This window comes from Brevibacterium mcbrellneri ATCC 49030, from assembly GCF_000178455.1.
In the GTDB taxonomy this organism is placed as follows: Bacteria; Actinomycetota; Actinomycetes; order Actinomycetales; family Brevibacteriaceae; genus Brevibacterium; species Brevibacterium mcbrellneri.
This window is the reverse complement of the sequence record NZ_ADNU01000096.1, coordinates 24,763-36,072: the sequence shown is the minus strand read 5'-3', so window position 1 is coordinate 36,072 and position 11,310 is coordinate 24,763. Positions and strand designations below refer to the sequence as shown.

Sequence of the window (11,310 nt, the reverse complement as noted above, 5' to 3'; positions counted from 1 at the left end):
AATGTGTGAGTAAACCAGGTAACACGGACAACAAACCTGGACATCACGAACCTTTCATAACAACTCGCGTCCACACGAACAACACACAAAAAACAACACCGTACACACCCGCAGTGTGTGCCCCCACTGTTTTTTGCGGTGGTTATAGCGTCAGGGAAACGCCCGGATCACCATTCCGAACCCGGAAGCTAAGCCTGACAGCGCTGATGGTACTGCACCCGAGAGAGTGTGGGAGAGTAAGACACCGCCGCAAAACCACTCTTACGTTAAGGGCCTGACCCACTACCGGTCAGGCCCTAAACAATTCATGACATACTGACGCACATGGATGTGCTAGATACGCTGAGTGTTCCAATCATGTGCGCCCCCATGGCCGGAGGCCCATCAACACCAGAACTCGCAGCCGCAGTGACAAACGCTGGAGGACTTGGCTCCATCGCCGCAGGCTACTTAAGCCCAGAAGACTTCGAACAAGTCCTCGCACAAACACGCGAACTCACCGACACCTTCAACGCGAACCTCTTTGTCCCAGAAACAGTTCGGCCAGACACCGATGACCTCAAACGCTACGCAAGCGCGTTACAACGAGAATTCGGCGAAGCAGTAGACGTTCCAGAATTCAACGACGACCACTTCAGCGACAAGATTGACCTTGTTCTTGAACACACACCGGAAGTAGTGACGTTCACCTTTGGACTCCCAGACCCGTCGACTATACGGAGCATCCAATCCAACGGGAGTTATGTAGGCGTCACAGTGACTAGTTCGGTCGAAGCCGTCGCCTCGGTTGAAGCTGGCGCCGAGTTTCTCATCGTCCAATCAACCGACGCAGGCGGGCACCTGTCAGTGCATCGACAAGACCGCGCAGGTACCCAAAGGGTGCTCCCAGACCTAGTACAAGAAGTACGCCGTAAGGTGTCTGTACCTCTCATCGCAGCCGGAGGGATCGGTACTGTCCGACAAGCACAACAGGCCCTCGACGCTGGCGCGCAGGCCGTATCTTTAGGAACGCGCTTCCTCACAGCGGGTGAAGCAGGAACCAAACCCGCACACGCAGACGCTCTGGTCAGCGGCGAGTTCACAAGGACAGTTCAAACCCGAGCCTTCTCCGGACGGATCGCACGCGGACTCGCAAACACCTTCACCAGCGCGATGGAGGCAGAACAGATTGTGGGATACCCACACGTGCACTACATGACCTCACCAATCCGCAAAGCACATGCCCACGACCCGCAGATGCTCAACCTGTGGGCCGGAACAGGCTTCGCCCATTGCGCAACTCAGAGCGCCGTCGACATCGTCCGCGAATTCTCAGCGTTGAGGGCTGATCGCACACACGGGTAAAATATAAGTTCGATCGACAAGAACGGAGTGCAGTGAACAACTTCAAGGGACGTCGCCCAGCGCGTCGTGGCGGACAAGACAAACGACGCCAGCAACAGCCCGGAAAACACTCCCGAGGTTATGACCGACCTCGGAAAATGAAAGAACCTGAACTTCCGGAAGGCGTCACAGGGCGCATCCTTTCAGGGCCCGTTCTCCAACAGCTCTCTCCACTTTCCCGCGAGCACCGGGAAGTTGTATCCAATCATCTGGCAGCAGCCGGAACCCTCATCGATTCAGATCCTGAGACTGCGTATCAGCACGCCCGTTACGCTGTGGAATCCGCTGGACGAATCGCTGCAACCCGCGAAGCCTTGGGACTCGTTGCGTACCGCCTCGGCAAGTACGAGGAAGCCTTAAGGGAGCTTCGTACCCACAAACGCATCACCGGCGCGACCGAAAACGGTCCAGTGATCGCAGACGCAGAACGCGGACGTGAAAAACCCCAAAAAGCTCTCGACATGTTCGCTGAGGCGAAACAGTCGGACTTCGACCCACAGACGTGGATCGAATTCGTGCTCGTTGTAGCTGGGGCCCACATGGACCTCGACAACCTGCCCGCCGCAAAAGCCCTCATCGAAGCACAAGGCTTCACTGGACACGCCCCCGGGTCAGCGGTGCGACTCTTAAGCATGTACGCCGACATCCTGCGTGCTCAAGGCGACACCGAAACCGGTGACAAATACGAACAACTGGCCCGCCGAACCGCGCAGCGCACCAACGTTCTCTTCGGTGATGAAACCCCGGACCCCAACGAGGGCATCCAAATCATCACCATCGAAGAAGAACCAGAAGAAGAGATCGCTGAGGACGAACCGGCGACAGCGGAACCCGACACACCGCCAGAACCAAGGGACACCTCGGCGCCGGACCCTAACGTCGACGTGGAAGATGAAGTAGACGAAATTCTGGCTGAAGCCGGGATCGACCCAGAAACCGTTCGCTAAACATGTACGACGCGATCCTTCTTGACTTAGACGGCGTGATCTACCGGGGTAAAGAACCAATCCCGGGCGCTTCCCACACACTCCAAACGTGGCACAGTAACGGTACCCCGTACGCGTTTATCACCAACAACGCGGCGCGTGACGTCGAAGAAATAGCGCACACAATTTCGTCGTTCGATATCCCTTGCACGTCACAGCACGTGCGGACGTCTGCACAGGCTGCCGCTGAGAAACTCGCGCACGATATTGATACCGGCTCCGCCGTGCTCGTGCTGGGCGGCGAATTCTTGCGATCCTGTGTCGAATCGTTCGGTTTCACGGTCATCACTCCTGAAGATCGCGACTGGCTTACTCAGAACACTCCAGCGGCAGTGGTTCAAGGGTTCGGTCCCCAAACCACGTGGACCGACATCTCGTGGGCCATCACAGCGATCCGCAACGGTGCCCAATACCGGCCAACCAACCCAGACAAAGCGATTCCCACCGGCCGTGGAATCATGCCCGGAAACGGCACGTTCGTGGACATCGTGGCGACATTTAGTGGCACTACCCCCGTCTACGCCGGAAAGCCCGAACCCACCATGCTCACGCAGACTATTGACGCGCTGGGCGCGACCCGCCCGCTCATGGTGGGGGACCAGCTGGAAACCGACATTGAAGCGGCCGTGGCTGCCGGGATTGATTCGGCCCTCACGCTCACGGGCGTGACCAGCATCGACGTTGCATTGCGTGCCCCGCAACACCAGCGCCCCACCCGGATCGTGTCCGGGTTGCCTGATCTACTTGAAGAGCTCCCCGCCGCCGAGGTGGGCCCCACCGAAGCGCGCTGTGGTTCGGCTTCCGTAAAGGTTGAGGCGGGTGTCGTGGCCCACGACGGTGACCCTCTACTGGCAGCGAATGCGGCCCTTGCATACATGCACGCCCACAACACTGCCTTGGACGCTGGAACCTTGAGCGGGCAGCTATGAACTGGGAACAGCGGGCCCAGGAGATTCAAGCGCTGCCTGGGGGAGACCTCGGCGAAATTGACACCGCGGTCACTCAACTCCATGAACTTCTCGACTCCATGGCCACCGAACTGGATGGGTTACGCCCCTAGTGCCCAGGCTCGACACTGAACTGGTAGCCCGTGGGCTTGTCACCTCCCGTAACCGGGCTGCCCGCGAAATCATGGCCGGCAACGTCACGGTCAACGGTCATAAAGCGACAAAACCCAGTCACACGGTAGGGCCAGATGACCACGTCGCACTCACCCAGGCTGATCCGTGGGTAGCCCGCTCGGCGCACAAACTTTTAGGCGCCTTAAGCGATCTAGGAATTGATCGAGTAGACGGGCTCACATGCCTGGACGCGGGCGCATCCACGGGCGGATTCACGCAAGTCCTACTGACAAAAGGAGCCGAACACGTCTACGCCGTAGACGTGGGTCATGACCAACTCCACACCAGCCTGCGCACCGATCCGCGCGTGACAAACCTCGAGGGACACAACTTACGCGAGCTCACCCCTGAGTGGACACGTGGCTTGGTGGACCTAGTTGTCGCAGATGTGTCGTTTATTTCGCTCACCCTGTTCATCGACCGGCTCGTGAAAGTTACCCGTCCGGGTGGCCACCTACTCCTAATGGTGAAACCCCAATTCGAACTGGACCGTTCAGCCCTGGACAAACACGGGGTGGTCACGTCTGCGAAGAAACGCCAAGAAGCTGTAGACCGGGTGACCGCACACTTAGACTCGGTAGGGGCGCACACTGTGCGAAACTGCGAATCTCACCTTCCTGGACCCGCAGGAAACGTCGAGTATTTCGTCTACGCTGAAAGTCCGATAGGTTCGAAGGGGGAGGTGACATGAGAAATATCGTCGTTGTTTTGCACCCGCATCGGGCGCATGCCAGGCAGGCTGCCTTGGACGTGTGTTCACTCCTCCACGCAGAAAACGTCACCCCTGTGATGTCCCATGATGACTACGCAGCCTTAGTGAGTTACGAAGGTGAACCGTCGACCCCCATCAAAGTGCTGTCAATCGGTGAGCTTGAAACCGCAAAACCTGAACTCATCATGGTTCTGGGAGGCGATGGAACCATTTTGCGAGCGGCTGGGATGTACCACGAAACAGAAGTCCCAATCATGGGAATCAACCTGGGCCACGTGGGTTTTTTAGCGGAGTCCGAACGTCAAGAACTCGAACAAGCCACCCAAGCGGCCATCAAGCGCGAGTACTTTGTAGAACAGCGCATGGCACTCGATATTTCGGTCACCCAAGACGGCCACTTGCTCCACCGCGATTGGGCCTTAAACGAAGCCACCATCGAAAAGGGGCGCTATTCCTCAATGATTGAAGTGGTCGTGGGAGTGGACTACCGTCCAGTGTCGTCTTTTGGGTGTGACGGAGTTATTTTCGCAACTCCCACGGGCTCCACTGCATATGCGTTTTCCGCGGGCGGTCCAGTTGTGTGGCCAGAAGTCGAAGCGCTTCTTATGATTCCCATTTCTGCGCACGCACTGTTTACAAAGCCTCTGGTGGTGTCGCCGCGTTCACGTTTAGGTGTGGAGTTCCTGCCCTCTCAGTCGCACACTGACGCGCAACTGTGGTGTGACGGGCAACTGAGGTTCAAAGTCCCGGCCGGTGCCCGTGTGGAAGCTGTGCGCGCCCAAAAGTCAGTGTCTTTGGCCCGCCTCAACCGCGACCTTTTCACCGACCGTCTCGTGGCCAAATTCCAACTCCCCGTGAGCGGGTGGAGGGGGCCACAAGCGTGATTGAGTCGCTGTCGATTCACAACATGGGCGTGATTGAAAACGCCCACGTGGATTTAGGGCCGGGGTTCACCGTGGTGACAGGTGAAACCGGAGCCGGGAAAACCATGTTCGTGTCTGCGCTGAATCTGCTCACGGGTGCGCGGGCAGAAACTCAGGCTGTACGCAGTGACGCCTCAAAGGCCGTTGTCGAAGGGATTTTTTCTGTGGAATCCCAGCCCGAGGTCGTCGCCCGGGTAGAGGACGCTGGAGGGTCCGTAGATGACGGCGAGTTGGTGGTCACGCGGACTATTCCCACCTCGGGAAGGGCCCGGGCCACAGCCGGGGGACGTACGGTCCCTGTTGCCGTTCTGTCTCACGTGGGAGAGCGGCTTGTCAGTATGCATGGCCAGTCTGAACAGCTGACCCTGCGTTCAGCTTCCAAGCAGCGTGAACTCCTTGATACGTACGGTGGCGAAGAACTGGCACACGTACGTGACGCATATGTGAACGCGTACGAGGAATGGAAGTGTGTTCATGAGCGAGCCCGTGAGCTACACGCAAGTGAAAAGGAACGCAACGCGCGCATTGAGTATCTTGAGGGGGCGCTTGCGCACATTGACCGGGTACGCCCGGTAGCCGGTGAGGATGCACAGCTCAAGGCAATTGTGCTGAAGCTGGAAGCCGCCGATGACGTGAAGCAAACCGTGCAAACGGCATGTGACATGTTGGTCAGCGACGGTTTTACCGAAACTCCGACCGTTGTGGATCTTCTTCACCGGGCCGCCGACCACGTCAACCACGCGCGTGCCCATGACAATGCGGTGAAAGAACACGCAGAGGCACTCACAGCTCTGGCGCTCTCAGCTTCGGATGTTGCGTCCGAACTTTCTGCGTACCTTGCGAGCTTTGCTGAACTCGATGATGTGTCGCTCGAAGACACCCACGCGCGAATCGCTCAGTTGGCTGAACTCGACCAGTACGGCGACGGTGTGGACGCTGTTCTAGAGTTCGAAACTCAAGCGGGTGAAGAACTGCTGCAACTGCGCGCGGACAGCTCCGATCTAGCAGGGATCGACGAACAGCTGCGCCAGTGTGAAACCTCTTTGCACGAGCACGCACAAGCTCTTACCGAGGCGCGTACTAGTGCCGCACAAGATTTCACTAGCGCAGTTCAAGGAGAACTCGCGGCTCTTTCCATGCCTCACGCCCGCGTGGTCTTTGACATCAAACCCGCAGAGCCCGGCCCCCACGGAGCAGACGCGATTCGACTGCTGTTTTCTGCTCACGGAGGTACTGCGCCAGGCGATATCGCAAAACTTGCGTCCGGCGGTGAACTTTCCCGTGTGATGCTTGCGATCGAAGTGGTGATCGCTCGAACTCACGCATTCCCCACGTTCATTTTTGACGAAGTCGACTCTGGAGTGGGAGGTGCTGCGGCTACTGAAATTGGTCGCCGTCTGGCGCTTTTAGCACGACACAGTCAGGTGATTGTTGTCACACATTTAGCTCAAGTTGCGGCGTGGGCTGACACACACTTAGTCATCCGCAAGGACGACTCCAACGAGTCAGGAGCAGTGTCTGGGGTGACAGAAGTCGCGGATAATCAACGCGAAGCCGAACTGGCGCGCATGTTGGGCGGGGTAAGCGATTCTGTGGCTGCCCGGGAACACGCAACCGAACTCATGCAGACCGCACGTACCCAGAAACAGGGCTTTACCGACTAAACATGTCACAATGATTCGATAATGACGCAAAAGAACGACCCACGCGCTCAGCTCGACTCGCTGGTTGGCGAGTTCGCGAGCGAACTTGGCGCCACATTACACGAACACCCGGACCTCGTTGAGTCCGACATTGAGCTTCCTGAACTTCCCCAGTCGCTACGCTCGCGGCAAGCGCTGGTTGTGGTTGCCGGCGCGCACTACAAAGAAGACCTCGAAATGTTGCGCGGGTACATCAAGGAGTACAAGCCGGTCCTCATTGGTGTCGATAACGGGGCTGATGCCTTGCTGGACGCCCGGCTCACACCTGACATCATCGTGGGGGACCTCAACTCCGTCGCTGACGCCTCAGCCAACTGCGGAGCAATCCTCTTAGCCCACGCGCCAGACGAAAACAGCTCAGCGGGAATCGAGCGCATGAAATCCCAAGAGTTAAAGCACCACAAACTTCCCACGCTGGGAAGTAACCGTGATGCAGGTTTGCTCGTGGCAGATTCTTTGGACGCACCTCTGATTGTGGCGGTAGGTAGCAACGACATGCTCACCGACATGGTGAACGATGACGCAAACGTTTTAGGCCCAAGCCTCATCACCCACTTGCGTTTGGGATCCCGCCTCATCAACGCAAAAGGTGTTTCACTTCTGTACCGTCGGCAGTTTTCAAACTGGTTCTTGGCGGGACTGGCGCTCGCTGGCCTGTTCGCTCTCTTCGTCGCTCTCATGGCAACCGCTGCTGGCCAGACATTCCTGGGTCTCTTGGGGGCGCAGTTCGATGGATTCTTTAGCTGGTTAGGTAACCTGTTCTCTTGGTGATACCTGCCCGGATGGAAGGACTACTGTGATTGATTTTCGCTATCACCTGGTGAGTATCATCTCTGTTTTTCTGGCTCTAGCCGTAGGAATTGTTCTTGGCGCGGGGCCACTCAAACAACCCATTGGTGAGTCTCTCCAGTCGCAAGTTGATTCATTGCGGACTGACCGCGACGACTTGCGGGCAAAACTCGATGAGGCAAACGGTTCAATCGAGGATTTGAACACGTACATCACGGAGTCAGCGCCTGCGCTTCTCGCCGAGACCCTCAAGGGGACGAAAGTCACTCTGGTCTCAACCCCAAACACGACGTCTCAGACCATTAAGGATGTGCAGGGTCGTTTAGAAGACGCGGGTGCTAACGTCAGTGACGGGGGACAGCTGACACCCGAATCACTCAAGCCTGAAGAGAGCGAAAAAGCACTTGAGGCACTCAAAGAGATCGACCCTAAGTTGCCAGCAGATCCACGTGAAGCATTCGAAAAAGCCATTGCGCATGCTTACGCCGGTGAGCACGAAGGTGCGTATGATGCCGAGAAAGCCGCACAAGTGATTGACGAGCTGCGTTCGGCTAAGCGCCTGAACGGGGGAAGCTACGCACGCGCTGACGTCGTCGTTTTCTTGCTGGGTGACTCAACCGAAGAAGACACACAACCAGCCGAGGACTACACGGGTCTGTTGAACGCACTTGGCTCAACAGCACCCACAGTGGCTACTGGATCAGTGGACAGCGGAAACAACGGAGCTGTCAAGCAACTGCGTGACAGGAAGATCGCCGTCACCAGTGTCGACGGAGTTGATTTGTCCGCTGGCACCGTCATCACGGCCCTTGCAGTTGCCGATCTCCACGCCACGAAAAAGCACCAGTCTTATGGGTTCGCTGACAGTGCAAAAGCGCTTGTGCCTAACCCTTTGCCTGAGCCTCAATCTAAACCTCGCGAGGGCTGATCCTGAACTCGAAGTGAGTTCGATAGGCTAGGAGCAAGGGCCCCACTGGTGAAAGGAACACAATGAGTGAACTGCTACCTGCAGACACGCGCATTATGCACGTTTTGACTGACGCTAATTCGGTTCTTGCAGAAGTAGCACGTCACGCAATTCAGGCGCAGCTTGACGCTGGCTACCGTGTGGCGGTTGCGTCGCGTGAGTCTGTCTTTAAGGCCCTGAACGTGTCTGGTGAGCGTCTGCGTCACATTGAGATTGGGGCAGGTGCGGGTCTGCGCCTGGGTGATCCCAACACGGCTCTGACATTGCACAAGTACTACCGTCACATTGATCTCGTGCATGCGCATGGCCTGCACGCAGCGGCTCTTTCTGGGGCTGGGCTCACAGGTCTTCCGCAGTCCATGCACCCCACGATTGTCGCGTCAGTGGGCCGTGATGACAGCATGATCGCAGAGGCCCAAGCACAGATCGTTTCCAAGACCGCAACCGTGGTTTTGGGCACCACGGAACCTATCGTTGAAAAGTACATGGACACGGTTGCGATCGTAGAACGTGCCCAGTTGCTCTCAAGTGACATCGACCCGGTGGCTCAGCCGCGGCTGTCACGCGAAGATGTCCGCGATCTGCTGGACGTTCCGTCTGGTTCGTGGCTCGTGTCCAGCCCGGTTGCTCTGATCGATTCGCCTGCCGTGACGACCATCGCCGAGGTGGGTGTCCGGTTGGCATCGTACCGCCCCGACCGTTCGTGGGTGTTCGCGCTGACTGGTGGTGGACGCTCCCGATCGACAGTGCGGAGTGGAATTGTCGACCGGGTAGAACACATGCGTTTGGCAGAAGAAATTTCCACGGTCGATGTCCTGGCAGCCTCTGATGTCGTGGTAGCTTCTGACCGCATGACTGCGGTGGACGCTGAACGCCTCATGCAGTTGGGTCGCCCAATTGTTTTTGTTGGTTCAGAACAGCACGGCCGCATGTACGGTGACGGGGTTCCTCAGTTCGCTCCAGACAATGTCGACGGAACACTGCGTGCGGTTGCGGAACTCATCGACCGTCCAGCAGTGCGCGTGCAAAACGGAATCCACGTTAAGAACCGGGTAAGTACTGCCCGTCACACTTTCATCGCAGAACACCTGTTGAGCCTGTACGCTCAGGCACTTGTTCTCAACGACGACTAATGCGTGACCAGTACGTCGACACACAAATCCTGGACAGCGACGTGGTTTTCACGGGTGCTGTGTGGGATGTAGTCGAGCAACGTTTTGTGTTGCCGGGAACTCAAACTACGCTCACCCGCCAAATCATGCGCCACCCCGGTGCTGTAGCCGTTGTTGCTCTCGACGACGACAACCGGGTCATGCTCATGCAACAGTATCGACAGCCGTTACGTGTCATCGAATGGGAAGTGCCGGCAGGACTTTTGGACCACGCGGGAGAAGAACCACACGTGGCAGCAGCCAGGGAACTGCGCGAAGAAGTCGACTTAAGCGCCAGAACCTGGAATGTATTGGCCGATCAGCTGACCTCACCCGGCGGTTCTTCGGAAGCGTTGCGCATCTACCTGGCCCGCGACATCACCACGCACCCAGCGAGCGAGCGCACTGCAGAAGAAGCCCAGATCAAACCACACTGGGTGCCCTTGAACGACGCCGTCCAAGCCGTCATGGCCGGCCACATCACCAACGCAACAGCGTGCTTAGGCATCCTTCACACAGCCAGACATGCTGAGGCCGGGTTTGCGGACCTGCGCCCTGTCGATGACCCGTGGCCAGCACGCGATCACCTGCTCAACGGATTCCTCAACTCATGACCGGAGCACGGCACGGGGCAGCGCTCTTGCCGGACGCCCCCGCCGACTTGATCCGACCAGTGAGCGAGTACCTCACGTACCTGCAATTGGAGCGGGGGAGTTCACGCAACACCGTTGACGCGTACGCCCGCGATCTCGCCAAGTACGTCACTTACCTGGCAGACACAGGGGTGAACGACCTCGGGAGCGTCACCAGCGAACACGTTGCCGGTTTCATTGAACACATTGCGCACCAGAATTTTGCCGTGACGTCTAGGGCCCGCATCACGGTGGCTGTACGCAGGCTTCACCATTTCACGGCGGGTGAAACCGGGGGAACAAGCCCCGCTGATGACGTGCAGCCACCCACCGACACGATGCGGCTACCCAAGGCGCTGAGCGTCGATCAGGTGAGCCGGATCATTCACGCAGCAGGTGACCCTCAGAGTGCGGATCCCGCCCAGCTGCGCGCGGTTGCGCTCATTGAGTTCTTGTACGCTACAGGCGCTCGCATCAGTGAGGCCGTAGGCGTGGATCGGGACGACGTGGATGTGGACGCAGGTATTGCGCGCGTGTACGGAAAAGGCAACAAAGAACGTTTGGTTCCCCTGGGCTCTCACGCAATCGAAGCGTTAGGGGCGTGGTTGACGCGTGGCCGGCCTGCGTGGGCTGCCTCAAGTCCCGCGGTCTTTCTCAACGCCCGAGGTGGCAGACTGTCCCGGCAGAGCGCGTGGGCGATCGTGAAAAAGGCGGCTGAAATTGCCGACGTCCCGCGCGTCACCGCGCACTCGTTGCGACATTCGTGCGCAACTCACTTAGTAGAAGGTGGAGCGGATATCCGAATTGTCCAAGAACTTTTGGGACATTCGTCGGTGACAACCACTCAGATATACACTCAGGTCACGAGCCAAGCGCTCAAAGAGGTCTATGCATCGACTCACCCCAGAGCGCGATAGGGTGAAAGAACATCGTTTCGAAGAAA

12 protein-coding genes and 1 rRNA gene are annotated in these 11,310 nt (G+C 57.8%); all 13 read left to right on the top strand.

The genetic code is table 11. The features are described from left to right. Positions 1-134 precede the first annotated feature (134 nt). A 5S ribosomal RNA gene (gene rrf / locus HMPREF0183_RS11900) occupies positions 135-253 on the top strand. A 71-nt stretch (positions 254-324) separates the two neighbouring features. Continuing rightward, the gene (locus HMPREF0183_RS11895; protein WP_005886546.1) at positions 325-1,344 is read left to right on the top strand and encodes an NAD(P)H-dependent flavin oxidoreductase; all 1,020 of its coding nucleotides are present in this window, start codon (positions 325-327) and stop codon (positions 1,342-1,344) included. Positions 1,345-1,376: 32 nt separating this feature from the next. After that, complete coding sequence (locus HMPREF0183_RS11890; RefSeq protein ID WP_005886544.1) at positions 1,377-2,330, top strand: tetratricopeptide repeat protein; 954 nt, start codon at positions 1,377-1,379, stop codon at positions 2,328-2,330. 2 nt (positions 2,331-2,332) lie between these two features. After that, on the top strand, positions 2,333-3,298 hold the full coding sequence (locus HMPREF0183_RS11885; protein ID WP_005886542.1) for an HAD-IIA family hydrolase: 966 nt from the start codon (positions 2,333-2,335) through the stop codon (positions 3,296-3,298). Beyond that, positions 3,295-3,429: a hypothetical protein gene (locus HMPREF0183_RS13415; RefSeq protein WP_005886540.1), complete on the top strand. Its 135-nt coding sequence runs from the start codon at positions 3,295-3,297 to the stop codon at positions 3,427-3,429. Before HMPREF0183_RS11885 ends, HMPREF0183_RS13415 begins: the two co-directional genes overlap by 4 nt. Next, positions 3,429-4,181, top strand: a complete 753-nt coding sequence (locus HMPREF0183_RS11880; protein WP_005886538.1) for a TlyA family RNA methyltransferase — start codon at positions 3,429-3,431, stop codon at positions 4,179-4,181. The genes HMPREF0183_RS13415 and HMPREF0183_RS11880 overlap by 1 nt, the downstream gene beginning before the upstream one ends. Next, a complete protein-coding gene (locus HMPREF0183_RS11875) occupies positions 4,178-5,086 on the top strand; it encodes an NAD kinase (RefSeq protein ID WP_005886537.1) in 909 nt (302 codons plus the stop codon). The genes HMPREF0183_RS11880 and HMPREF0183_RS11875 overlap by 4 nt, the downstream gene beginning before the upstream one ends. Continuing rightward, positions 5,083-6,789 (top strand): DNA repair protein RecN, encoded by a 1,707-nt coding sequence (gene recN / locus HMPREF0183_RS11870; RefSeq protein WP_040349146.1) that lies wholly within the window; start codon positions 5,083-5,085, stop codon positions 6,787-6,789. Before HMPREF0183_RS11875 ends, recN begins: the two co-directional genes overlap by 4 nt. A gap of 21 nt (positions 6,790-6,810) precedes the next feature. Beyond that, the gene (gene steA / locus HMPREF0183_RS11865; RefSeq protein WP_005886533.1) at positions 6,811-7,599 is read left to right on the top strand and encodes a putative cytokinetic ring protein SteA; all 789 of its coding nucleotides are present in this window, start codon (positions 6,811-6,813) and stop codon (positions 7,597-7,599) included. A gap of 25 nt (positions 7,600-7,624) precedes the next feature. Beyond that, positions 7,625-8,545 (top strand): copper transporter, encoded by a 921-nt coding sequence (locus tag HMPREF0183_RS11860; RefSeq protein ID WP_005886531.1) that lies wholly within the window; start codon positions 7,625-7,627, stop codon positions 8,543-8,545. Positions 8,546-8,607: 62 nt separating this feature from the next. Next, positions 8,608-9,717: a hypothetical protein gene (locus tag HMPREF0183_RS11855; RefSeq protein WP_005886529.1), complete on the top strand. Its 1,110-nt coding sequence runs from the start codon at positions 8,608-8,610 to the stop codon at positions 9,715-9,717. Beyond that, positions 9,717-10,349, top strand: coding sequence for an NUDIX domain-containing protein (locus HMPREF0183_RS11850; RefSeq protein WP_005886527.1), 633 nt, complete (start codon positions 9,717-9,719; stop codon positions 10,347-10,349). Before HMPREF0183_RS11855 ends, HMPREF0183_RS11850 begins: the two co-directional genes overlap by 1 nt. Further along, positions 10,346-11,284, top strand: a complete 939-nt coding sequence (locus HMPREF0183_RS11845) for a tyrosine recombinase (RefSeq protein ID WP_005886525.1) — start codon at positions 10,346-10,348, stop codon at positions 11,282-11,284. The genes HMPREF0183_RS11850 and HMPREF0183_RS11845 overlap by 4 nt, the downstream gene beginning before the upstream one ends. Positions 11,285-11,310: the final 26 nt, after the last annotated feature.

Coding starts and splice junctions, on each gene's coding strand:
- HMPREF0183_RS11895 (WP_005886546.1), top strand. CDS start 325: ATGGATGTGCTAGATACGCTGAGTGTTCCAATCATGTGCGCCCCCATG.
- HMPREF0183_RS11885 (WP_005886542.1), top strand. CDS start 2,333: ATGTACGACGCGATCCTTCTTGACTTAGACGGCGTGATCTACCGGGGT.
- HMPREF0183_RS11850 (WP_005886527.1), top strand. CDS start 9,717: ATGCGTGACCAGTACGTCGACACACAAATCCTGGACAGCGACGTGGTT.
- HMPREF0183_RS11855 (WP_005886529.1), top strand. CDS start 8,608: ATGAGTGAACTGCTACCTGCAGACACGCGCATTATGCACGTTTTGACT.
- HMPREF0183_RS11875 (WP_005886537.1), top strand. CDS start 4,178: ATGAGAAATATCGTCGTTGTTTTGCACCCGCATCGGGCGCATGCCAGG.
- HMPREF0183_RS13415 (WP_005886540.1), top strand. CDS start 3,295: ATGAACTGGGAACAGCGGGCCCAGGAGATTCAAGCGCTGCCTGGGGGA.
- steA (WP_005886533.1), top strand. CDS start 6,811: ATGACGCAAAAGAACGACCCACGCGCTCAGCTCGACTCGCTGGTTGGC.
- HMPREF0183_RS11845 (WP_005886525.1), top strand. CDS start 10,346: ATGACCGGAGCACGGCACGGGGCAGCGCTCTTGCCGGACGCCCCCGCC.